This is a genomic window from Pseudonocardia sp. D17 (assembly GCF_036984265.1).
In the GTDB taxonomy this organism is placed as follows: domain Bacteria; phylum Actinomycetota; class Actinomycetes; order Mycobacteriales; family Pseudonocardiaceae; genus Pseudonocardia; species Pseudonocardia benzenivorans.
The window spans coordinates 1-23,595 of record NZ_BPRG01000136.1; the positions used below are offsets into that span (position 1 = coordinate 1).

Genomic DNA, 23,595 nt, shown 5'->3' on the forward strand with positions numbered 1-23,595 from the left:
GCGGGCCCGCGGGGGTCGTGGGCGGTGGGCGCGGGGCCCGCGCGTCGTCGGTGCTGCGTGGGGGTCGCCCGGCTCGCGCGGTCAGCTGTCGGTATCCGAGCGGATCGTGTCCAGGGACGGTACGAGTCGCGCGACGCGGTCGGGGTCCGAGAGCGCGTCGATCGCGACGATCAGCCCGTCCGACACGGTGAACGCCATGATCGTCTCGGGGACGCCGTCCGGGGCGACGACGACGCCCGGCATCCCGTTGACCAGCACGCGCCGCGTCCACGGTCCCATGTGCGAGAACATGATCGCCCGCGACGCGACCGTCCGGGCGCCCCGCACCTCGACCGTCGCCGCGGGGCGGCGGGTGCCGCCGTCGGACCGCAGCACGACGTCCGGCGCGAGCACCGCCACCAACGCCTCGACGTCGCCGTCGCGGGCCGCGGCGAAGAAGGCGTCGACGATCCGTCGCCGCGCGGCGGGGTCGGAGTCGGGCCGCGGCGCGGAGCCCTGGACCCGGCGCCGGGCGCGGCTCGCGAGCTGACGCGCGGCGGCGGGGGACCGGTCGGTGAGCGCGGCGATCTCGTCGAACGGGACGGCGAACATGTCGTGCAGCACGAACGCGAGCCGCTCCGCCGGGTCGAGCGCGTCGAGGACGACGAGCAGCGCGAGCCCGACCGAGTCGGCCAGCAGCGCCTCCTGCTCCGGGCCGGGCTCCTCCGCCGGTCCGACGACCGGGTCGGGGACGTGCACGCCCTGCGGTTCCTCGCGCCGCGAACTGCGGCTGCGCAGCATGTCGAGGCACACCCGCGACACGACCGTCCGCAGCCATGCCCCCAGCTCGTCGATGCCGTCGGACCCGGTGCGCTGCAGGCGCAGCCAGGCCTCCTGCACGGCGTCGTCGGCCTCGGCGACCGAGCCGAGCATCCGGTAGGCCACGGCGCGCAGCCGAGGCCGGTGCTCCTCGAACCGGCGGGCGAGGCCGTCGCCGGCGGTGTCGTCGTGCAGGGCGTTCGGGCTCATCGGTCACATGCCTCCGTCGGGGTCCGTCATAGCAGTGACGGCGCCGGAACGGCCGGTGTGACCGTCGTTGCCCCAGAGTTGCTGACCGAGTTGCGCACCGAGGAGACGAGACCGATGACGACGACCGAGACCTCCGCGCTCACCGCCCGGATGACCCACCCCGTGATGGTCCTGCCGGCCACCATGAAGGCGCTGCTGGCGCTCAGCGGCTCGACCGAGGGGCACGGCATCCCGAAGGAGCTGCGCGAGCTGGTCCACCTGCGGGCCAGCCAGATCAACGGCTGCAGCGTCTGCGTCGACATGCACGCCCGCGACCTTCGCGGCGGTGGGGAGGACGCCGCGCGGCTCATGACGGTCGCCGCCTGGCGCGACGCCCCGTGGTTCACCGCCGCGGAGCGGGCCGCGCTCGCGCTGACCGAGGCCGTGACGCGGCTCGCCGACAGCCCGGACCCCGTTCCCGACGACGTCTGGGCCGAGGCGGCGCGCCACTTCGACGAGGAGGCGCTCTCCGCGCTGCTGGTCTCGATCGCGGCCGTCAACGTCTGGAACCGGCTCAACGTCGCGACCCGGCAGGTCGCGGGCGTCGTCCCGGCCTGACGGGTTCGCCGCGCCCGACCCGCCGCGCGTCGGACGAGCCCGACCCGCCGGGCGTCGGCCGGGCTCGACCGACTCGGTCGCTGCCGGTCGAGCCCGCGCGGTGGGTCGAGCGCAACCTGGGCGTCCTCGTCCGGCTGATGTGCAGCGTTGGGGTTGCGCGCGGTGCGTCGAGCGCAACCTGGGCGTCCTCGTCCGGCTGATGTGCAGCGCTGGGGTTGCGCGCGGTGGGTCGAGCGCAACCTGGGCGTCCCCGTCCGGTCGATGTGCAGCGCCGAGGACGGGCGCCCCGGGACGGCGGGCGAGCTCGACCGCTGCGACCTCCGCCGGCCGGTCGTCGGTAGCGGCCGCCACCCCCTTCGCAGGGGTCGTCAGAAGCGGCCGCCACCGCCGCGGCGGCCGCGGGAGGCGGAGCCGCCGAAGCTGCCGGGCGACCGGCCGCCGTGGCCGCCGCCCCCGAAACCGCCCCCGAAACCGCTGCCGTAACCCCCGCCGCGGTAGCCCCCGCCGCCGCGCAAGGCGCCGGACAGGATGCCTCCGAGGACCAGGCTGCCCAGCTCGACGGCCGCGCCGCCGCCCCCGCCGGAGGGCCCCGACCAGCGCGCGACGTCGGCCTGCGCGAGCTGCAACGCCTGCTGGGCCATCGACTCCGCCTGCTGCGCCGAGCGCAGCGCGACGGCGGGGTCGCCGCCGGCGGTCGCGGCCTGCAGGTGCCGCTGCGCCTCCGCGAGTCGGGTCCGGGCCTGCGCGCCGATGGCGCCGCGCCGGGTCGTGACGAAGTCCTCGGCGGCGGCGACGGCCGAGCGCGCGGTGACGAGGACCTGGTCGAGGGCCGCGGCGGTGCGCCGGTCGCGGTCCTGCTGCTCGCGGGCGTCGGCGATCGTCCGGTCGAGAGCGGCGTCGGCCTCCTCCAGCAGGTGCAGCGCGGCGACGGGGTCGGGCAGGGGGGCGTCGGCGGCTGCTGCGGCGGCGTCCAGTGCGGCCCGGGCCCTGGCGACGACGGCCCGGTCCGCCGACGGCAGCGTCGCGGCCTCGGCGAGGTCCTGCTCGACCTCGGCGCGTGCGGCAGGGATGCGTCCGGCGGCCTCGACGAGCTCGCGATCGCGGCGCTCGACGCCGGCGAGCAGCGTCTCGGCCTGAGTGACGGCGTCCTCCGCGGCCCGCCCGTCGACGACGGCCTGCGGCGGTGTCGCGAGCCGGGCCCGGGCCTCGGCGATCTCGGTGGCGGCGTCGGCGAGCAGCGCCTTCGCCTGGTCCAGGTTGCCGGCGACGGGTTCCAGGCTCGTCGCGGCCCATCGGCGGCGCAGCTCGTCCCAGGCAGCCTCGACGGTGGCCACGCTGCCCGTCGCGGCGGCGACCCGCGACGCGACGCCCTCGACGTAGCCGGGGGCGTCGGCCTCGAGGCCGCGCAGCCGGTCGAACGCCTCGACCTGGGCGTCGAGCCGTTCGTCGGCCGCGGTGGCCAGCCGCAGGATTTCTGCGTGCATCCGGCGCTGCGTGGGCTCGTCCTCGGGCACGTCGTCGTCGAGCTGCTGGCGGATCTCGAATGCCGCCAGCATGTCCGCACGGGACGCGTCGAGCGCGGCGGCGAACGGTGCGACGGGCTCCTCACCGAAGTGTGCCCGCGCCGCGGAGAGCTCCTGTTCGGAGGTGCGGACCGCGTCGTCGACGGCGATGAGCGCCTGGCTGGAGCGGTAGCCGAGGTCCTCGGTCGACTCGCCGGGGAAGGGGTCGGGCGGCCCGGCCGGCTGCTGCGGGGCACCGGCCGGGGTGGTGGCGTCCGACGTGGTGGCAGCCGAGCGGCGCCGCCGGGTGAGCAGCCACGCCCCGCCGCCGACGATCACCACCCCGCCGATGACCAGCGGCAACGCTCCGGTGCCGCTGCTGCCCCCGGTCCGCAGCCCGTTGGCCATCGCGACCGCCGCGCCCGACCAGTCGCGGGCGGCGAGCTTCGGCTCGACCTGCTCGGCGGCGATCGTGTCGACGGGTACCGGGAAGCCGTCCTCGACCGAGTAGCCGTAGGCGCCGTCGTCGGTCGCGACCGCGAGCAGGACGTCGCGCGCCCCCAGCTGGGACTGCACGGCGGTGGCGTGCGCCCAGTCCTCGCCGCTGCGGCCGTCGAACGAGCGGACGTAGACGACGAACAGGTCGTAGCCGGTGTCGGTGCGCAGCCGGGCGATGGCGTCGGTGACCTGGGCGCGCCCGGAGGCGTCGAGCGCGTTCGCCCGGTCGGTGATCCGGTCGGCCGCCCGTAGCGGCGCGTCGGCCGACGCGAGGCCTGCCGACATCGTGAGCAACGCGACCACCAGCGCCGCGAGCAGCGCTGCGGGGGCGAGGAACCGGCGCACCGGGATCTCCGATCGTCGAGGGGTCCGCATCGGACACCGCCATCATCACGCGTCGGCGCCCCGGCCGGGCGACGGGCCGGGTGCTGCGCCCCCGGCCGGGCGCGGCTCAGGGCGCGAGGACCAGCGCGACGGCCCCGCACGTGAGCACGACCATGGCGGCGAGCAGCGGGTACTGGATGCGCACGGCGATCGCGGGCGGGAACAGCTGCACCGCGCGGTCGTGTGCGCAGACCGCCGCCAGCACATGCCCGACGACGATCGCCCCCACCTGCACGGCCGCGATCGTCACGGTGCCGACGAGCGTGTAGTCGACCGCGCGGCCCGCCGTGCCCAGGAGATCGGCGCCCGTCCCGAACGGGTCGCTCGCCAGCACGAACGGCAGCTGGCCGTCGAAGAGGAACAGTGAGAAGTAGTGCGCGACCGCGTAGCCCGCCGCGATCGGGACGATCGTGTGCGCGAAGGCCGTCGGCAGCCGGACGGGCTCGGCGCGCCGGACCGGGTCGGGCCGCCACGTGCCCAGCAGGTACAGCCCGGTGACGACGCCCGTCACCACCACGAGGCCCAGGGTCGCGGCCAGCGGGCCGCGCGGCGCGTTGTCGGCCCACAGGCTCGAGCGCGAGAGCCCGTCGAAGGCCGTCGAGCCGACGAGCACGAGCACGACGGCGACGAGCCCCGGCCGCCCGCGGACGGCGTCGAGCCCGTCGGCGGGGTTGCGCCACACCAGCGTCCCGTCGTCACGACGGCCGATCGGGGCGAGCGAGCCGAGCAGCGTCGACCACACCTCGAACCCGTCCCCGTGGGCGAACCAGCGCCGCCCGAACACCAGCGCGGCGCCGACGTGCACGAGCGCGTACCCGACCAGGACACCCGCGACGACGCGCGGGTCCGCCGGTTCGGGGAACACCAGCTCCAGCCACGCGAACGCGGCGAGCGACACCGCCGCGGGCCACAGCCCGACCCGCGCGGGCAGGTCCCGGACGCCCTGCTCGGGGTCGATCCGCGCCACCGCGGCGAGCCCGGCGTGCACCGACCGCAGCGGGTTGAGCACTCGCCACACCGGCCCGAGGAGCAGCGAGGCCGGCACCAGGCCGACCCAGAACGTCACGTAGAAGACCCACGGCGCGAGGTTGCGCGGGGTCTGCGCCGGACCGGCGAGCCCGACCACGACGACGAGCACCGCGGCGACGAGCACCAGGCCGCGCAGCACCCCGCGGAGCACGGGGGACCCGACGAGCCGGGCCACCGGCGCGGGCACGGGCCGGCCCGCCTCGCCCCCGCGCAGCCGCGGGGACCTCCACAGCAGCCCGAGCGCGACGAACGTGCCCACGAGCACGGCGCCCGCCGCCGTCGCGGCGAGCTCGACCGGCACCGGCAGGTCGCCACGGGTGCCGACGCCGTGGGCGAGCAGCATCACCCCACCTGCAGCCGCAGGAGCTCCCGGTCGGCACCGTGCAGCTCCAGCTCGAACACCCCGGCGAGCGACGCGGTGAACCTCAGCGTCGCCGAGCCCCCCGCGGTCAGCGCGGCGGACAGGTCGTACCCGTGCAGGTGCAGCTCGTCGGCCCGGTCGCTGGTCACGGTGATCTCGACGGGCGTCCCCACGGCGACCGCGACCTTGCCGGTGTCTCCGGTCGCCCGGCCGCCCGCCCAGGCGACGGCGAGCCGGCGCGTGGCGTCGGGCGCAGGCGTCGCGGCAGCCGGGGAGACGGAGGCCGGGGGGACGGCGGTGCTCGGCGGGACGGCGCTGCTCGGGGCGACGGCGCTCGCCGCGGCGGCCGGCGCCGCGGTCGTGGCCGGCGCCCCTGTGCCGGACGCGCACCCCGCGACGAGCACCAGCAGCAGGGATCCCGTCGCGGCGCGGGCCGCACGGGCGGGACGGGGGGTCATCGGGACTCCTCGGCGGGGTCGAGATCCTCGACGGCATCGGGGGCCGTCGGGGGGTCGGGCGGGGGAGCGGGGGTCAGCGCGCGCAGCACCGCGAACCCCGTGAGGAACAGGCCGAGCCCGCCGCCGAAGGTCAGCGCGGTCGTGACCCGGTCGAGGTCGGGGGCCCAGCCGAACGGGAGCACCGCGTTGCCGAAGCTCCCGACGTCGGCGCCGGTGAGCAGCACCAGCAGCGCACCGGACAGCGCGCAGAGCAGCAGCCCGAACCGTCTGCCCGCGACGACGAGCACCGCCCCGGCCAGCGCCGCCACCACGGCCACCGTGCCGACGACGCCCGCCGTGCGCCACACCGTCGGCCAGTAGTCGACGTCGTCGGGGGCGAGCGCCGAGCCCAGCACGTGCACCACGTAGGACGCGACCATCCCGACCGACAGCGCCGCCGTCGCGATCGCCGCCGCCCGGCGGCGCACCGCGAGCGACCCGAGCACGGTGGCGGCCGCGGCGACGGCCGCGGTGAGCAGCCACCACGGGCCGGGCGACGGCGCGGGCGGGCGGACCGTCTCCCCGCGCACCACGACGGCGGTGTCGCCGACGGTCAGCGGCACGCTCCACCCGACCGGTTCCGGCCCGGCGCCCCCGTCGGCCCCGGCGACCCGCGGATCGGCCCAGCGCGCGGTGGTCCCCGGCGCGACGACCGGCTCGACGGTCCGCGCGCTGCCGGCGGGGGCCACGTCGACGGGTGAGCCGGTGCCGTTGTCGATCCGCAGCCGCGCGCCGTACTCGACGACGCTGACCTGCAACCCGGGCACCGCCGGCTCGACGGCGACGACCTGCGGCAGCACCGGCTGCGGCTCGAGCCCGCCGCTGTGCGCCGACGCGGCCACCGCCCCGGCGGGCAGCAGCACCACCGCGAGGACGAACACGCCGCACAGACGACGTGGCCAGCTGGTCATGAGCGAGGTTCCCGGGTCGATGCGGACAGGGCGGTGGATGCGGACAGGGCGGTGGATGCGCACAGGGCGGTGGATGCGCACAGCGGACGACGGGCCACCCCGCGGCGGGACGCCGCGACGTGGCCCGTCGTCGGACGGTGCCCGGCGTGCGGCCTCAGCCGACGCCCGCGCCCGCGGACGGGCGCTCGGAGCTGCGGAGACCGCGCGTGACGAACAGGCCGAAGAGCAGCCCGACCGCGGTCCAGAGGACGGCGTGGATGCCCAGCGTCGCGACCCGGAAGTTGTAGAGCACGACCGCCGGGAAGTCGGCGGGCGTCTCCGACACCACGGGCAGCAGCGCGGCGACGACGCCCACGAGGACGACGTAGACCGCCGCGCCCGCGAGCACCCCGTTCCACGTGCCGAACCGTTCGACCAGCCGCCGTCCGACGGCTACCGCCACGACCGCGGCGACGACCGACAGCAGCAGCATGAACACGAAGGTCCCGCTGCGCAGCCCGATCGTGTCGTCGGCGCTCGACGCCGGTGGGTTGGACGGGTACTTGAGGAACGGCACGAGCACGACGACGACGTAGCCGATGAGCGCCAGCACGCCCGCCGTCGCGCGTGGTGCGAGCCGCAGCAGCCGCCCCTGCACGCCCGCGTAGACGAGCGCCAGGACGCCACCGACGACGATGCCGTAGATCAGCAGCGCGACGAGCAGTCCGACGGTCGACTGCACGCCGCGCGACACCAGCTCCTCACCGCCGGTCTCGCCGGCGGCCGCGGCGAGGGCGTCCTCGTACGCGATGCCGCCGTCGAGCGCGGGCTCACCGAACAGCCACGCGAACGCGAACGCGAGCACCGCCGCGACGACGCCCGCGATCATGCCGCGGACCAGGAGGGTCCTGACCATGGGCGGTTGCTCCTAGTGGCAGGGGAAGCCGAGCAGGTGGCGGCCGTCGTGCACGAACTCGTGCAGCATCGAGCCGGAGAACACCGAGGTCGCACCCTGGTCCAGGCCGACGAGGTAGAGCAGCGCCAGCAGGATGACGCCCGCGAAGACCGCCCACGGCACCAGCTCGCGGACGGGGACGACGGGCACCGAGGCGACGGGGAGGGACGCGCCCTGAGCCATGAAAGACCTCCTGGGTACGGGGCTCGCGAGCGAGCGGCCGGGAGTCATCTGAACGAATCGACAGATGAGAGGGTGAGGTGCCCTCGACCGAAAGTCAAGGTCCGTCCCAGTCTTCGGATACCGCCTCTACCTGCGTAGTTACGCGGATAGCGTGAGTCGTCCGGTACAGCCGTCCCGTGCCCGCGGGTCCGTGTCGCCGACGAGTTCTGCCCGCTGCGACAAGGACTGTGCTCTGCCGGCCAAGCGCGCGCGGGCGCGGGCGGAGATCCTCACCACACGTCCCGGACCACCACCACGCAGTGACGGGGAGAGCCATGACCGCGGCTGCCGAGCCCACCACGAGAGCCACCGACCCGAGCGCGCCCCGGACCGTGCGGGCCGCCTGCCCGCAGGACTGCCCCGACACGTGCGCGATGGTCGTGACCGTCGACGACGCCGGTCGCGCCGTCGAGGTGCGGGGCGACCCCGAGCACCCGTACACCGCGGGCGGGCTGTGCGTGAAGGTCAACAACTACCTCGACCGCGTGTACGACCCCGGACGCGTGCTGTTCCCGTTGCGCCGCACCGGACCCAAGGGCAGTGGCCGGTTCGAGCGGATCACGTGGGACGACGCGCTCGACGAGATCGCCACCCGCTTCCGCGGCATCGTCGACGAGCACGGCGGCGAGGCGATCATGCCCGTCAGCTACCTCGGGACCCAGGGCATCCTCAACGGGCTCAACGTCGGCGACCCGTTCTTCGCGAAGCTCGGCGCCACGATCTCCGAGCGCACCTACTGCGACTCCGGCTCCTGTACCGCCTACGCCATGACCATCGGCGACACCGCGGGCGTCGACCCCGAGAGCCTCGTGCACTCGAAGTTCATCCTGATCTGGGCGTGCAACGTCATGTCCACGAACCTGCACCTGTGGCCCTACATCGCCGAGGCCCGCAAACGCGGCGCGAAGGTCGTCGTCGTGGACCCGGTGCGCACCCGCACGGCCGCGGCCGCCGACCAGCACATCCCGCTGCGCCCGGGCACCGACGCCGCGCTCGCGCTCGCGATGGCCCACGTGATCATCTCCGAGGGCCTCACCGACCAGGCCTACGTCGACGCCCACACCGTCGGTTTCCCGGAGTTCGCGGAACGGGTCGCGCAGTACACGCCGGAGTGGGCGGCGGCCGAGACCGGCGTCCCGGCCGACACCATCCGCACGCTGGCGCGCGAGTACGCGGGCGGCCAGCCGTCGGTCATCCGGATCGGGGTGGCCGTCGAACGCCACGCCGGCGGCGGCCAGACCGTCCGCGCGCTGGCGTGTCTCCCCGCGCTCGTCGGGGCCTGGCGCAAGCCCGGTGGCGGCATCCTGCAGCTGCCCCTGTGGGCGTTCCCCGTCAACTGGGGCGCGTTCATGCGCCCGGACATGTTGACGCCGGGCACCCGGATCGTGAACCAGTTCCTGCTCGGCGAGGCCCTCACCGGCGGGCTCGCGCTCGACCCGCCGATCAAGGGGCTGATGGTCTACAACTCGAACCCCGTCGTCGTGTGTCCCGACCAGGACAAGCTCATCGAGGGCCTGCAGCGGGAGGACCTGTTCACCGTCGTGAGCGAACAGTTCATGACCGACACCGCCGACTACGCCGACATCGTCCTGCCCGCCACGACGCAGCTCGAGCAGGACGACATCATGTTCTCCTGGGGTCACCTCTACGTGACCTACAACCACCGGGCCATCGAACCGCTCGGTGAGGCCGTCCCCAACACCGAGATGTTCCGACGCCTCGCCGCCCGGATGGGCTTCGACGACCCCGTCTTCCGGCGCTCCGACGACGACATGATCGCCGAGGCGTTCGACTGGTCCCACCCGCACATGCAGGGCATCACCGTGGAGTCGTTGAAGGACAAGGGCTGGCAGCGGCTCACCGTCCCGCCGCCCGACGAGTACGCCCCGCACGCGGAGGGGAACTTCCCGACGGCGTCGGGCAGGACCGAGCTCGCCGCGTCCGCGGCCGCGGGCGGCAACTTCGTCGTCCCGCTGTTCCGGCAGGGTTCCAACGAGTTCCAGCCCGGCCAGCCCGTCGACCCGTTGCCGCACTACATCCCGCCGCGCGAGGCCGCGCACACCGATCCCGAGCGGGCCGCGCGCTACCCGCTGAACCTGTTGACGCCGAAGTCGCACGCGTACATCAACTCCAGCTTCGCCAGCCACGCGTTCCACCGGCGGGTGCAGAAGGAGCCCAACGTGATCATGCATCCCGACGACGCCGCCGCCCGCGGGATCTCCGACCAGGACCCGGTGCGGGTGTTCAACGACCGCGGCGAGTTCACCGTCCTGGCCAAGCTCGACGACGCCGTCATGCCGGGGGTCGTCGTGTCGAGCCTGGGCGGATGGCGCAAGCACTCGAAGGCGACGGCCACGCTGGCCGCGGTGAACTCGACGCAGTTCGCCGACCTCGGCAACGCCCCGACGTTCTCCGACACCCTCGTCGAGGTGGAGATCGCCTAACCGACGCTCCTGGCCCGGTGTGCGCTGGGGGAGACCCCGAACCGGGCCCGGAAGGCGCGGCTGAAATGTGCCGAGTCGGGCAGCCCCCACCGCGCGCCGATCGCGCCCACCGTCAGCGCGGCGCAATCCGGGCGGGCCAGCTCGGCGAAACACGCCTGCAGCCGCCGCTCCCGGACGTAGGCGCCGACGCTCGTGTCCGTCTCCGAGAACAGCTTGTGCAGGTAGCTCACCGAGATGGCGCAGGCGGCGGCGATCTGCGCGGGCGTCAGCGCCGGGTCGGACAGGTGCTCGTCGATGTAGGCCTGGGCGCGCAGCAGGTGCAGGTTGGGCGACGACGCCGGGTCCACCCGGCTGCGGACGAGTGCGACGTACACGTCGCCGATCGACTGCATGATCGCGGTGCGGCTGGCCGGCGGCAGGCTCTCCGCGTCGAGCCGGTGCAGCGCGGCCAGCAGCGGCGGGACCATCGCGCCGACGCCGGACCGGCCGTCGAAGCGGACGGCCGTGGCCGCCGTCAGCTCGGCGCGGGTCAGCGGCAGCAGCCGCGTCGGGAACAGGCAGACCGAGTACTCGAAGTCGCCCGCGGTGACGAAGCGGAACGGCCGGGCGCTGTCGTAGAGCACGAAGTCGCCGGGACCGATCACCGCCTCGCGCCCGTCCTGCGCGACGAGCGTGCGGCCCTTGCGGGCCAGGGCTATCTGGAAGTAGTCCTCGTCGGCCGTCCGGACCTGCCGGGTCGTGCGCTCGAAGTGGTGTGCCCCGGCGGCGATCTTGCGCAGCTGGGTGTCGGCCATGGACACCGCGGTGACACGGCCCCGGACGTCGGACCCGGCGGCGGGCCGCACGTCGAGCGTCACGAACTGGTCGCACACCGTCGAACGCCAGAAGTCGAGCCGGTCGCGCTCGGCCACCGACGCCGTGTCGATCGTGGTGATTTCCATGGCTGGTGGCCGACGCTACGCTGCGGCGCGGGGTGCGCGCATCCGGTCGATCGGGTGCTTCGACCTGCGGAGACGCATCCACGGGTTCCCGGTGCCCGTGGAGCCGAGAATGCGTCAGCGCGTCCTCGGGGACGGCGGCGCGTCCGGCCGGCAGACCGGCCCTTCGGCGGCGTCGCCAGGTTCACGAGGTAGCGGGGGAGCGTGCACAGCCGCCTCGATGTCCTTCGCGAACTCGGCCAGTCCGACGGCACGCGACCTCGGTGTCGCGACGCCCAGGCAACACAGAACAGCCCCTCGCCCTGTCTCAGCAGGTGAGGGGCCGTTTGGGCTGTAGGCACTCGGAGTGCCCCCGGTAGGATTCGAACCTACGCTCCCGCCTCCGGAGGGCGGTGCTCTATCCCCTGAGCTACGGGGGCCGTACGCGAGAAACCCTAGCGCACCGCGTTCACCGGCAACGGCTGGGCCCCGCGCTCGGCCAGCAGCTGCGTCATGTATTGGGCCTCCGACGTCTGCGAGCTGAGCATCTGCGCGGCGAGGTTGCGCACGTCGGGCACCTGCGCGTACTTGGCGCCGTACTCGAGCATCCCTGCTCCGCCCTCGTGGTGGCGGAGCATGAGCTGCAGGAACAGCACGTCGAGCTCCTTGCCCGTCGACGCCCGCAGCCTGCGCAGGTCGTCGTCGGTGGCCATGCCCGGCATCGCGGCCATCCCGGCGGCGGCGACGGTGGGGCCGTGGTCGTGCGCGGGCGCGCCGACCATCCACTGCATGTAGGCGCCGCTGTGCTGCGCCGGCTGGCCCCAGAGCGCGAGCCAGCCCTGCATCCGGCCGATCTGCGCGGTCTGCGTCGACTCGATGTCGAACGCGAGCTGGCGCAGGGCGGGGTCGCTCGTGTGGTCGCGCTCCCAGTTCGCCATGTCGACGGCCTGCTGGTGGTGCACGGTCATGTCCTGCGCGAACCCGACGTCGACCGAGTCGGCCTGCGGGACCGACAGGTCACCCGGGGCGTTGTGCAGCCCGACGAGCAGGCCGCCTGCGCCGCCGAGCAGCAACAGCGCGAGCACGGCGCCGATGATCACGGCGGGGCGCACCCAGCGCGGCTCGCCACCGCCGCCACCGCCGTCGTGCTCGTCCTCGGCGGGCGGGTCGTCGAGCGGGGGCACGGGGGGCGAGACCTCGGCCTCGACCGGGTCCACGGGTCCCGCCGGGTCGGGGTGCGTCACGTCCGCGGCGGTCACTGGCCGCCCGTGTTCGGGACGGCGCCGCCCATCCCGCTCTGGTCCGTGGTGGCCGCGGGGTTGCCCGCGGCGTTCTCGTCCACGACGGTCTTGCCGTCGATCTGGCTCGTCGGCGGCGTCGGCACGAACGGGGGCGGGTTGTCCTGGTCGAACTGGCCCGGGCCGAGCGCGGCGCAGGTCGCCCCGACCTCCGGGTACTGGTACCGGTTGAGCCGCAGGGCCTGGATGAACTGGTCGATCCGCGGGTCGTTCGGGTCCGACACCTTGAGCTGGTGGCCCCACGACTGCAGCGAGATCGGCTGGTCGAGCCCGGGGTAGGGGGCCATCACCATGTAGGTCTGGCCCTGCACCTTCGACGCGAGCGTCGCGACGCCCTCGCTGCTGACGGTGTCGGGGTTGTAGGCGATCCACACCGCGCCGTGCTCGAGGTCGTGCACGAGGTTCTCCTGGCGCACGGGCGTCGGGTAGACGACGCCGTTGCACGCCGCCCAGAACCCGTCGTGCGCGCCGCCGAAGGGCGGGCTGTGGGTGTAGGCGACGCGCTGGTCGGGCAGCACGTGGTTGCCGCCGGTGTACTTGATCACCTGGACGCCCGCGATCTGTGTCGACGGGTCCTGGTTGCGCTCGGACGGCGTGTACGACGGGGCGTTGGCCTTGGCGACCAGGTACCACCCCAGCCCGCCCGCGAAGAGCACCACGACGAGGATCAGCGAGATCATGCCCCACGGCGTCGACCGGCCGCGGACGGCCGACGACTTGCGGGCCCCGCTCACCGCCGACCTCGAGCCGCGGCCCGACGACGCGGTGCGGGGAGAGCGGGAGCCCTGGCCGGCCCCGGTCGACCGGCCGCCCCGGCTCGACCGGTCGCCACGGGTCGGCTGCGCACCCCGCCCCGCCTGCGGATTGCGCGCCGACTTGCTGCTCTTGCCGCTGACCATCGAACCGCTGACCTCTTCCGACCACCCTGGGAATCGTCGCGCGCACCACAGCCCGCGCGGTGCCGCAGTGTAGAAGTGCCACCTGAGACCCACCTGAGCAGCACCTCCTAGACTCGCAACGGTGACTCCCGACGTGCTCGCCGACCTGGTCCGTGTCGCCGCGCTGGACGTGCTGGCCGACCGAGGCCTCGACGCGGCGGCGCTGCCCGACGACGTCGGCGTCGAACGCCCTCGCAACCCCGAGCACGGCGACTACGCCACCAACGTCGCGCTGCGCACCGCCAAGAAGGCGGGCGTCAACCCGCGCGACCTCGCGACCTGGCTCGCCGAGGCCCTCGCCGCGCGCGACGGCATCGCCTCCGCCGAGATCGCCGGGCCCGGCTTCATCAACCTGCGGCTGGCGTCCGACGCCCAGGGCGCCATGGTCGGGCAGGTCCTCGCGGCGGGCGCGGCCTACGGCACCGGCGACGAGCTGGCGGGACGCAGCGTCAACCTCGAGTTCGTGTCGGCCAACCCGACGGGCCCGCTGCACCTGGGCGGGACCCGCTGGGCCGCGGTCGGCGACGCGCTGGGCCGGATCCTGTCGGCGCGCGGGGCGGCCGTCACGCGCGAGTACTACTTCAACGACGCGGGCGGCCAGATCGACAGGTTCGTCGCGTCGCTGGTCGCGGCGGCCAAGGGCGAGCCCGCGCCGGAGAACGGGTACGGCGGGGCCTACATCGCCGACATCGCGGCGCGGGTCGTCGCGGCCGAGCCGGGCGCGCTGGACTCCCCGGAGCGCGACGAGGTGTTCCGCCGGGTCGGGGTCGGCTTCATGTTCGACGAGATCAAGTCCGACCTGCACGACTTCGGCACCGACTTCGACGTCTGGTTCCACGAGGACTCGCTGCACAAGTCGGGTGCGGTCGAGCGGTCGGTGCAGGAGCTCAAGAACTCCGGCGCGCTGTACGAGAAGGACGGCGCCTGGTGGCTGCGCTCCACCGAGCACGGCGACGACAAGGACCGCGTCGTCATCAAGAGCGACGGGCGGCCCGCCTACATCGCCGGCGACATCGCCTACTTCCGCGACAAGCGCGCCCGCGGCTTCGACCTGCTCATCTACATGCTGGGCGCCGACCACCACGGCTACATCGGCAGGCTCAAGGCGGCGGCCGCCGCGTTCGGCGACGACCCTGCCGTCGTCGAGGTGCTGATCGGGCAGATGGTCAACCTGGTCAAGGACGGCACACCGGTCCGGATGAGCAAGCGGGCGGGCACCGTCGTCACGATGAACGACCTGGTCGAGGCCGTCGGCGTCGACGCGGCGCGGTACTCGCTGATCCGCAGCTCCGTCGACTCGGTCCTCGACGTCGACCTCGACCTGCTCGTCCGGCGCAGCAACGACAACCCGGTCTTCTACGTGCAGTACGCGCACGCGCGGCTGGCGTCACTCGCGCGCAACGCCGCCGACGTCGGGCTCACTCCCGGCGTGGAGTTCGGGCTGCTCGAGCACCCGCGCGAGGGCGACCTCATCCGCACGATCGGCGAGTTCCCCGAGGTGGTGCGGGCGGCCGCCGAGCTGCGCGAGCCGCACCGCGTCGCCCGCTACCTCGAGTCGCTGGCCAGCGCGTACCACAAGTTCTACGACGCCTGCCGGGTCCTGCCGCTGGGCGACGAGGAGATCACCGAGCTGCACCGGGCCCGGCTGGCGCTGTGCGTCGCCGCGCGCCAGGTGCTCGCCAACGGACTGGAGCTGCTGGGCGTGAGCGCGCCGGAGCGGATGTGATCAACGCCCATCCCGCGGGCCCCTTGCACGCGGGCGTCACCGTCCCGCCCGAGACGGCCGGCCCCAGGCCGGGCGGCGCCGCGGAGCTCGACGGGCTCGCAACCGCGGTCTGGCCGCGCAACGCGGTGCGCGGCGCCGACGGGGTCGTGCGGATCGCGGGCGTCGACGTCCGCGATCTCGCGCAGACCTACGGGACGCCGCTGTTCGTCGTCGACGAGGCCGACTTCCGGTCACGGGCGGCGGAGTTCGCCGCGTCGTTCGGGGCCGAGGCGGTGCACTACGCGGCGAAGGCGTTCCTGAGCACCGAGATCGCCCGCTGGGTCGCCGACGAGGGCCTCAGCATGGACGTCGCGAGCGGCGGGGAGCTGGCCGTGGCCCTGCGCGCGGGCTTCCCGGCGGAGCGGATCGCGGTGCACGGCAACAACAAGTCCGCGACGGAGCTCGACGAGGCGGTGGCGGCCGGGGTGGGACGGATCGTCGTCGACTCCTTCCACGAGATCGCCCGGCTCGACGCGGTCGCCCGTGCGCGCGACGTCGTCGTCCCGGTGATGATCCGGGTGACGGTCGGCGTCGAGGCGCACACCCACGAGTTCATCGCGACGGCGCACGAGGACCAGAAGTTCGGCTTCTCGATCTCCGGCGGCGACACGAGCCCGGCCGCCGAGGCCGCCCGCCGGGTGCTGGCCGCGCGCGGGCTGCGTCTCGTCGGCCTGCACAGCCACATCGGCAGCCAGATCTTCGACACCGAGGGGTTCGAGGTCGCGGCGCACCGCGTCGTGCGGTTCCTCGCCCGGCTGCACGCCGAGCACGGCGCCGACGCGCTCGAGGACCTCACGACGCTCGACCTCGGCGGCGGCTTCGGCATCGCCTACCGCGCCGAGGAGTCACCGCTCGACGTCGCCGAGCTGGCCGCGCAGCTGCGCGACATCGTCAAGCGGGAGTGCCACGCGGAGGACCTCGACGTCCCGGCCATCGCGGTCGAGCCCGGCCGGGCGATCGCCGGGCCCGGCACGGTGACCCTCTACGAGGTCGGCACGCTCAAGGACGTCCCGCTGGGCAGCGGCGCGCGCCGCTACGTCAGCGTCGACGGCGGGATGAGCGACAACATCCGGACCGCGCTCTACGACGCGGTGTACGACTGCCGGCTGGTCTCGCGGTCCTCGGCCGCGGACAGCCCCGACGGCTCCGCCGACGCCGCTCTCTCGCGGGTCGTCGGCAAGCACTGCGAGTCCGGCGACATCGTCGTGCGCGACTGCTGGCTGCCCGCCGACCTCGGGCCCGGCGACCTGCTCGCCGTCGCGGCGACCGGCGCCTACTGCTACTCGATGGCCAGCTCGTACAACCGGCTGCCCCGCCCCGCGGTCGTCGCGGTCCGCGACGGGCGGGCCCGGCTGATCCTGCGCCGCGAGACGGTCGACGACCAGTTCCGGCTCGAGGTCGACCCAGGGGCCGAGGCGACGGCACCGTCCGCGGCCACCCGTGGGGGTGGCTCGTGAGACCGGGTTCGCAGTGACCCGGGCGACGGGCCGTACCGTGACGTACCGCGAACAGGGATGATCTGACGGGTCGCCGCGACTCCGGGCGGGCCGCGGGGCACGCCCGGGACCGGCCGGCAGGCGGCCCGTCGGCGCCGTCCGGCCGGTGCCACCCGCGTCGACGACGCCGTCGGCCGCGGGGAGCGAGAGCCGGTGACGACACCAGGTGCAGGGGAGACGACTTCGTGACTGACAGGGCCCAGGGCGCACCCATCAGGGTGGCGCTGCTCGGCTGCGGCACGGTCGGCGGCGAGATCGTCCGGCTGCTGACCGACCAGGCCGACGACCTCGCGGCGCGCGTCGGCGCGCCGGTCGAGCTCGTCGGCGTGGCGGTGCGCCGCCCGCACAAGCATCCCGAGCTCCCGGCCGGGCTCGTCACGGCCGACGCCGCGGGCCTGGTCACCCGCGACGACGTCGACATCGTCGTCGAGGTGGTCGGCGGCATCGAACCGGTCCGCACGCTGCTGCTCGAGGCGCTCAAGGCGGGCAAGTCCGTCGTCACCGCGAACAAGGCGCTGCTCGCCGAGGACGGCGCGGTGCTCGCCGAGGCGGCCGACGCCTCGGGGGCCGACCTCTACTACGAGGCGGCCGTCGCCGGGGCGATCCCGCTGCTGCGCCCGCTGCGCGAGTCGCTCGTCGGCGACCGGATCACCCGGGTCGCGGGGATCGTCAACGGCACGACCAACTTCATCCTGTCCTCGATGGCGTCCTCGGGGGCCGGGTACACCGACGCGCTGGAGGAGGCGACCCGCCTCGGGTACGCCGAGGCCGACCCGAGCGCCGACGTCGACGGGTACGACGCCGCCTCGAAGGCCGCGATCCTCGCGTCGCTGGCGTTCCACACCCGCGTCACCGCCGCCGACGTGCACTGCGAGGGCATCCGCACCGTCAGCGCCGCCGACATCGCCGCGGCCGCGAGCCTCGACTGCACGATCAAGCTGCTCGCGATCTGCGAACGCGTCCCGAGCGAGGACGGCGCCGCCGACGCGGTGTCCGCGCGCGTGTACCCGGCGATGATCCCGTCCGCGCACCCGCTCGCGTCGGTCGACGGCGCGTTCAACGCGGTGTTCGTCGAGGCCGAGGCCGCCGGCCAGCTCATGTTCTACGGCCAGGGCGCGGGCGGTGCCCCGACGGCGAGCGCGGTGCTGGGCGACCTCGTCGCGGTCGGGCGCAACCTCGTCGTCGGTGGGCGCGGGCCGCGCGAGTCGACCTACGCGAGCCTGCCGGTGCTGCCGATGGGCGCGGTGTCGACGCGCTACCACGTCAGCCTGGAGGTCGCCGACCGCGCCGGTGTGCTGGCCGCCGTCGCGCGCGAGTTCGCCCAGCACGACGTCAGCATCGCCGCCGTCCGCCAGTACGGGGGCGGCCGCAACGGAGGATCGGCCGGCGGCAGCGCTGCCGTGCGGCTCGTCGTCGTCACACACGCGGCGCCGGACTCGGCGCTCGCGTCCACCGTGGAGGCGCTGGAGGGTCTCGACGCCGTGCGCGGCGTCGAGAGCGTGCTGCGCGTCGAGGATCTGGGCCGCTCGGTGAGCGCCCTGGGGGTGACCGGGTGAGCGAGCCACAGCGAGTGAGCGGACGACACGGCGCGGGCGCGCAGCGCCGGCCGGGCGCCGACGGGGGTGCGCGATGAGCGCGGCGACGCCGTCGCGGACCGGGGCGGTGCGCTGGCCCGGTGTGATCGAGGCCTACCGCAACCGGATGCCGGTCCAGGACGACTGGACGATCGTCACCCTCGGCGAGGGCGGCACGCCGCTGCTGCCCGCGCCGGTCCTCTCGGAGCTCACCGGCTGCGAGGTGCACCTCAAGGTCGACGGCGCCAACCCGACGGGGTCGTTCAAGGACCGCGGCATGACGATGGCCGTCACCGCCGCGCTCGCCGAGGGCAAGCAGAGCGTGCTGTGCGCGTCGACGGGCAACACCTCGGCGTCGGCCGCGGCCTACGCCACGCGGGCGGGCATGACGTGCGCGGTGCTCGTCCCCCGCGGCAAGATCGCGCTGGGCAAGCTCGCCCAGGCCGTCGCGCACGGTGCGCGGATCCTGCAGATCGACGGGAACTTCGACGACTGCCTCGAGCTCGCCCGCAAGACGACGTCGGACTACCCGTCGATCGCGCTGGTGAACTCCGTCAACCCGACGCGGATCGCCGGCCAGGCCAGCGCCGCCTACGAGATCTGCGACGACCTGGGCCGCGCGCCCGACGTGCACTGCCTGCCCGTCGGCAACGCCGGCAACATCACCGCCTACTGGAAGGGTTTCCGCGCCTACCACGCCGACGGGGTCATCCCGGAGCTGCCGCGCATGTTCGGCTTCCAGGCCGCGGGCGCCGCGCCTCTCGTCCACGGTGCGCCGGTGAAGAACCCCGAGACGATCGCGACGGCCATCCGCATCGGCGCCCCGGCGTCGTGGGGGACCGCCGTCGCCGCACGCGACGAGTCGGGCGGGCTGTTCGCCGCCGTCACCGACGACGAGATCCTCGCCGCGTACCGGCTGCTGTCGGCCCGCGAGGCGGTGTTCGTCGAGCCCGCGTCGGCGGCCAGCGTCGCGGGCCTGCTCAAGTCGTCGGCCGGGGGGACGCTGCCGCGCGGCTCGCTCGTCGTGTGCACCGTCACCGGGCACGGGCTCAAGGACCCCGACACCGCGCTGCTCACCGCGCCGGACCCGGAGATCGTCCCGATCGACCCCGCGGCCGTCGCGGCCGCTCTGGAGCTGGCCTGATGGGTCGGCCGACGGAGGTGCGGGTCAGGGTGCCCGGGTCGTCGGCCAACCTCGGCCCGGGCTTCGACTCGCTCGGGCTCGCGCTCGCCCTCTACGACGACGTCGAGGTCTGCGTCGACGGGTACGACGACGTGCTCGTCGAGGTCACGGGCGAGGGCGCCGGCCAGGTGCCGTGTGACGAAACGCACCTGGTCGTGTCCGCGATGCACGCGACGTGGGCGCTGCTGGGCGAGGAGCCGCCCGCCGGGCTGCGCATGCGGTGCCGCAACGCGATCCCGCACTCGCGCGGGCTGGGCAGCTCCGCGGCCGCTGCCGTCGCCGGGGCACTGGCCGCCGCGGTGCTCACCGGCCGCGACCTGGAGCTGGAGCACACGGCGTTGCTGCAGGTCACCGCGGGTATGGAAGGGCACGCCGACAACGCGGCGGCGAGCCTGATGGGCGGGTTCGTCGTCGCCTGGGAGACGCCGGGGAATACCGCGCAGCGGTTCAACGCTGTACGCCTCGAGACCCACGCGGACATCCGTCCCGTGGCGCTCGTCCCGCAGGTCGAGTCGTCGACCAAGACGACACGTGGCCTGCTTCCCGAACGGGTCCCGCTGGCCGACGCCGCGTTCACCGGGAGCCGCACGGCGCTGTCGGTGCTCGCGTTCACCCAACGGCCCGACCTGCTGCTCGCGGCCACCGAGGACCGGCTGCACCAGGGCTACCGGCGACCCGCCTACCCGGAGTCGGCCGATCTGGTCGACGCGTTGCGGGCCCGTGGTGTGCCCGCGGCGATCTCCGGCGCCGGACCGTCGGTCCTGGCCCTGACCTCGGACGCGCGCATCCCCGACGACGTCGACACCACCGGCTTCACCGCGATGGTGCTGCCGGTCGACACCGCAGGCCCGCGCGTCGAGATCGGCTGACCGCCCGGCGGCACGTCGCAGGGCGGTTCCCGCGGCGCGCCGATGCCGGGGTTGGTTGCCCGGACCAGGGCGGACCGTCTACCCTCGGCGTCGCACGGCGATACACGCGTCATCCGCGTGGTCTCTCGAGCCGGAACCCTCGCCCTCGGTCTCCAGGGGAGGCAGCAGGCGTACATCCGGCCAGAGGGGCCTCTTCCCCGCGACCGTCGCATTGAATCGCCACCCCCTTGACGTCGGGACGGTTGCCGGCCACGCGGCCCCGTCTCCGATTCTCGTCCGGCCAACCGTTCGGACGAGCGTGTGAATCCGCTGGTCCGGGCCGGACGACCCGGGCCGGTCAGGAAGGACCTTCGTGAGCGAGACCGATCTCGTCAGCACCGCCGCCCCCGCCAAGCGCAAGGGCCTGTCCGGAATGGTGCTGGCGGAGCTGCGCCAGCTGGCGGGCGAGCTCGACATCCCCGGCACCGCCGGGATGCGCAAGGGCGATCTGATCGCCGCCATCAAGGAGCGCCAGGCCGGCGGCCCCGCGTCGCCGCAGCTCGCGCTCGGCGACGGCGCGACCGACGACACGGCCGGCGCCACCACGGGCTCGCGCCCCGCACGGGGCCGCGGGTCCGCTGCGGCGGCCGCCGACGCGCCCGCCGTCCCGGCCGCGGAGTCGCCCGCCGCCGCTCAGGCCTCTGATACCGCGGCCCCTGAGACCACGGCGGCCGAGACGCCGTCTGCCGGAGCCACTGCGCCGGTGACCGAGGCGCCGCCCGCCGAGAAGCCGGTGCGCACCCGTCGCCGGGCCGCGAGCCGTCCGGCGGGGGCGCCCGCCCGGACGCCGGCCGTCGAGGCCCCGTCGGTCGCCGAGGCCGCGACCGGCGCGGATGCGGCCTCCGTCGCCGAGGCCCCGGCCGTCGAGGCCCCGGCCGCCGGAAGCACCTCCGCCGGGAGCACCTCCGCGGGGAACAGCGCCGCCGGGAGCACCGCTGTCGGTGAGACCGCGGCGGTCACCGAGATCGCGGCCATCACCGAGACCGCTGCCGCCGCTGAGCCCGCGCGTGCCGCCGCTCCGTCGGCCGACGCCGCCGACGCCGAGCCCGAGACCACGGGCCGGCGCCGGCAGACCCGTCGCCGTGGCGGCGACCAGGCCGACGGCGGCCAGGCCGCCGACGCCGGCACGGACGTCCGCGACCGCGCCGCCGAGCGCACCAACGGCGTCGAGCGCGCCGGGGCGGGCGACGGCCGGGGCGAGCGCCGGGGCCGCGACAACGACCGGCGCGACCGGCGCGACGACGACCGGCGCGACGACCGTCGTGACAACGACCGCGGGGACGACCGCGGCGGGCGGAACAGCCAGCGCGGCAACGATTCCCGGGGCAACGACTCGCGTGCCGGCGACGGCCGCAACAACGACGGCCGCAACAACGACGGCCGCGGCAACGACCAGCGTGGGGTCGACACCCGCGGCAACGACTCCCGCGACGACGACGGCGACGACGACGGCGACGGCCGGGGCCGCCGCGGTCGCCGGTTCCGCGACCGCCGCCGCGGCCGGGACCGCCAGGGTGGTGGCCAGGGCAACGTCGACACCGAGGTGCGTGACGACGACGTCCTGCTGCCCGTCGCCGGCATCGTCGACATCCTGGACAACTACGCGTTCGTCCGGACGACCGGATACCTGTCGGGGCCGAACGACGTCTACGTGTCGCTGTCGATGGTGCGCAAGTACGGCCTGCGCCGTGGTGACGCGATCACCGGTGCGGTCCGGCAGCCGCGCGAGGGCGAGCAGCAGCGGCAGAAGTTCAACCCGCTGGTGCGCGTCGACACCGTCAACGGCCGCGATCCCGAGGCCGCCAAGGCGCGCCCGGAGTTCACCAAGCTCACCCCGCTCTACCCGAACGAGCGGCTGCGCCTGGAGACCGAGCCGTCGAAGCTGACCACCCGCGTCATCGACCTGGTGATGCCGGTCGGCAAGGGACAGCGCGCCCTCATCGTCAGCCCGCCGAAGGCCGGCAAGACGATGGTGCTGCAGTCGATCGCCAACGCGATCACCACGAACAACCCCGAGGTCCACCTCATGGTCGTGCTCGTCGACGAGCGGCCGGAGGAGGTCACCGACATGCAGCGGTCGGTGAAGGGCGAGGTCATCGCCTCCACCTTCGACCGCCCGCCGTCGGACCACACCGCCGTCGCCGAGCTCGCCATCGAGCGGGCGAAGCGCCTGGTGGAGATGGGCCACGACGTCGTCGTGCTGCTCGACTCGATCACCCGGCTCGGCCGCGCCTACAACCTGGCCGCGCCCGCGTCGGGCCGGATCCTCTCCGGTGGTGTCGACTCGACCGCGCTCTACCCGCCCAAGCGGTTCCTGGGCGCGGCGCGCAACATCGAGGACGGCGGCTCGCTCACGATCTTCGCGACGGCGCTGGTCGAGACCGGGTCGACGATGGACACGGTGATCTTCGAGGAGTTCAAGGGCACCGGCAACGCCGAGCTCAAGCTCGACCGCAAGATCGCCGACAAGCGGGTCTTCCCGGCCATCGACGTCGACGCCTCCGGCACGCGCAAGGAGGAGCTGCTGATGTCGCCCGACGAGTTCGCGGTGACCGTCAAGCTCCGCCGGGTGCTCGCCGCGCTCGACGACCAGCAGGCCATCGACCTCGTCCTCGACCGGCTCCGCAAGACGCGCACCAACATCGAGTTCCTGATGACGGTGGCGAAGTCGACGCCGGGCCCGGACAACGACTGACCTCCCGCACGGGAGTCCGCCACGGGGCCACCGGGAACAGCCGGTGGCCCGTGGTGGTTCAATTGAGCGTCACGCAGTGGCTCCGGTTCACCCCTGTCGGCGATCCCGTCGGCACAGCAGGGGACCCGGCGGCCCTCCCTGGAGAGGAACTTCCATGAAGTCGGGCATCCACCCCGAGTACGTCGAGACCACGGTCACCTGCGGTTGCGGGAACACGTTCACCACCCGCAGCACCAAGACCAGCGGCTCGATCCACGCCGAGACCTGCTCGCAGTGCCACCCGTTCTACACGGGCAAGCAGCGCATCCTCGACTCCGGCGGCCGCGTGGCCCGCTTCGAGGCCCGCTACGGCAAGCGCGCCCGCTCCGGCAAGTAGCTGCACCGACGGCGCCCACCACGGTCTCGTGGTGGGCGCCGTCCGTCTGTCCGGACCC

The 23,595-nt window shown here is 74.5% G+C and carries 19 protein-coding genes and 1 tRNA gene; 9 read left to right on the plus strand and 11 right to left on the minus strand.

Translation table 11 applies throughout. The features are described from left to right. Positions 1–81: 81 nt before the first annotated feature. Positions 82–1,008, minus strand: a complete 927-nt coding sequence (sigJ, locus tag PSD17_RS20565; RefSeq protein ID WP_013673818.1) for an RNA polymerase sigma factor SigJ — start codon at positions 1,006–1,008, stop codon at positions 82–84. A 114-nt stretch (positions 1,009–1,122) separates the two neighbouring features. On the opposite strand from sigJ, the gene PSD17_RS20570 reads away from it, so the two are divergent. Next, a complete protein-coding gene (locus tag PSD17_RS20570; protein WP_013673819.1) occupies positions 1,123–1,605 on the plus strand; it encodes a carboxymuconolactone decarboxylase family protein in 483 nt (160 codons plus the stop codon). Between the two features lie 368 nt (positions 1,606–1,973). Here PSD17_RS20570 and PSD17_RS20575 read toward each other — a convergent pair whose 3' ends face one another. The 6 genes from PSD17_RS20575 to PSD17_RS20600 all read right to left on the minus strand — a co-directional run bounded on the left by PSD17_RS20575 (position 1,974) and on the right by PSD17_RS20600 (position 7,904). Then, a complete protein-coding gene (locus PSD17_RS20575; protein ID WP_339124187.1) occupies positions 1,974–3,950 on the minus strand; it encodes a TPM domain-containing protein in 1,977 nt (658 codons plus the stop codon). 106 nt (positions 3,951–4,056) lie between these two features. Next, on the minus strand, positions 4,057–5,361 hold the full coding sequence (locus PSD17_RS20580; protein WP_339124188.1) for a hypothetical protein: 1,305 nt from the start codon (positions 5,359–5,361) through the stop codon (positions 4,057–4,059). Continuing rightward, positions 5,361–5,837 carry a hypothetical protein gene (locus PSD17_RS20585; protein WP_339124189.1) on the minus strand — a complete coding sequence of 159 codons (477 nt, stop codon included), beginning with the start codon at positions 5,835–5,837 and terminating at the stop codon, positions 5,361–5,363. Before PSD17_RS20585 ends, PSD17_RS20580 begins: the two co-directional genes overlap by 1 nt. Further along, complete coding sequence (locus PSD17_RS20590; protein ID WP_339124190.1) at positions 5,834–6,787, minus strand: hypothetical protein; 954 nt, start codon at positions 6,785–6,787, stop codon at positions 5,834–5,836. The genes PSD17_RS20585 and PSD17_RS20590 overlap by 4 nt, the downstream gene beginning before the upstream one ends. A gap of 154 nt (positions 6,788–6,941) precedes the next feature. Further along, the gene (locus PSD17_RS20595; RefSeq protein WP_339124191.1) at positions 6,942–7,682 is read right to left on the minus strand and encodes a CbtA family protein; all 741 of its coding nucleotides are present in this window, start codon (positions 7,680–7,682) and stop codon (positions 6,942–6,944) included. Between the two features lie 12 nt (positions 7,683–7,694). Then, positions 7,695–7,904 carry a CbtB domain-containing protein gene (locus PSD17_RS20600; RefSeq protein WP_013673825.1) on the minus strand — a complete coding sequence of 70 codons (210 nt, stop codon included), beginning with the start codon at positions 7,902–7,904 and terminating at the stop codon, positions 7,695–7,697. Between the two features lie 314 nt (positions 7,905–8,218). On the opposite strand from PSD17_RS20600, the gene PSD17_RS20605 reads away from it, so the two are divergent. Continuing rightward, positions 8,219–10,387, plus strand: a complete 2,169-nt coding sequence (locus tag PSD17_RS20605; RefSeq protein WP_013673826.1) for a molybdopterin-containing oxidoreductase family protein — start codon at positions 8,219–8,221, stop codon at positions 10,385–10,387. On the opposite strand, the gene PSD17_RS20610 is transcribed toward PSD17_RS20605, so the two are convergent. From PSD17_RS20610 to PSD17_RS20625, 4 genes are all read right to left on the minus strand, one after another. Then, on the minus strand, positions 10,384–11,328 hold the full coding sequence (locus PSD17_RS20610) for an AraC-like ligand-binding domain-containing protein (RefSeq protein WP_339124192.1): 945 nt from the start codon (positions 11,326–11,328) through the stop codon (positions 10,384–10,386). The two genes, PSD17_RS20605 and PSD17_RS20610, sit on opposite strands and share 4 nt — an antisense overlap. A gap of 344 nt (positions 11,329–11,672) precedes the next feature. Next, a tRNA-Arg gene (locus PSD17_RS20615) sits at positions 11,673–11,744 on the minus strand. Positions 11,745–11,759: 15 nt separating this feature from the next. Further along, the gene (locus PSD17_RS20620; RefSeq protein ID WP_013673828.1) at positions 11,760–12,563 is read right to left on the minus strand and encodes a DUF305 domain-containing protein; all 804 of its coding nucleotides are present in this window, start codon (positions 12,561–12,563) and stop codon (positions 11,760–11,762) included. Further along, on the minus strand, positions 12,560–13,336 hold the full coding sequence (locus PSD17_RS20625) for a DUF3105 domain-containing protein (RefSeq protein ID WP_049803633.1): 777 nt from the start codon (positions 13,334–13,336) through the stop codon (positions 12,560–12,562). Before PSD17_RS20625 ends, PSD17_RS20620 begins: the two co-directional genes overlap by 4 nt. 286 nt (positions 13,337–13,622) lie before the next feature. Between PSD17_RS20625 and argS the strand changes: the two genes are divergently transcribed. The 7 genes from argS to rpmE all read left to right on the plus strand — a co-directional run bounded on the left by argS (position 13,623) and on the right by rpmE (position 23,537). After that, positions 13,623–15,266: an arginine--tRNA ligase gene (gene argS, locus PSD17_RS20630; protein WP_013673830.1), complete on the plus strand. Its 1,644-nt coding sequence runs from the start codon at positions 13,623–13,625 to the stop codon at positions 15,264–15,266. Further along, positions 15,266–16,762: a diaminopimelate decarboxylase gene (gene lysA / locus PSD17_RS20635; RefSeq protein ID WP_339124266.1), complete on the plus strand. Its 1,497-nt coding sequence runs from the start codon at positions 15,266–15,268 to the stop codon at positions 16,760–16,762. The genes argS and lysA overlap by 1 nt, the downstream gene beginning before the upstream one ends. Before the next feature lie 224 nt (positions 16,763–16,986). Next, positions 16,987–18,357, plus strand: a complete 1,371-nt coding sequence (locus PSD17_RS20640; RefSeq protein ID WP_013673832.1) for a homoserine dehydrogenase — start codon at positions 16,987–16,989, stop codon at positions 18,355–18,357. Between the two features lie 73 nt (positions 18,358–18,430). Then, positions 18,431–19,519: a threonine synthase gene (gene thrC / locus PSD17_RS20645; RefSeq protein ID WP_013673833.1), complete on the plus strand. Its 1,089-nt coding sequence runs from the start codon at positions 18,431–18,433 to the stop codon at positions 19,517–19,519. Continuing rightward, on the plus strand, positions 19,519–20,427 hold the full coding sequence (thrB, locus tag PSD17_RS20650; RefSeq protein ID WP_339124193.1) for a homoserine kinase: 909 nt from the start codon (positions 19,519–19,521) through the stop codon (positions 20,425–20,427). The genes thrC and thrB overlap by 1 nt, the downstream gene beginning before the upstream one ends. Positions 20,428–20,779: 352 nt before the next feature. Continuing rightward, positions 20,780–23,161 (plus strand): transcription termination factor Rho, encoded by a 2,382-nt coding sequence (rho, locus tag PSD17_RS20655; protein ID WP_339124194.1) that lies wholly within the window; start codon positions 20,780–20,782, stop codon positions 23,159–23,161. 154 nt (positions 23,162–23,315) lie between these two features. Beyond that, positions 23,316–23,537, plus strand: a complete 222-nt coding sequence (gene rpmE, locus PSD17_RS20660; protein WP_013673836.1) for a 50S ribosomal protein L31 — start codon at positions 23,316–23,318, stop codon at positions 23,535–23,537. The last annotated feature ends 58 nt before the right edge of the window (positions 23,538–23,595 follow it).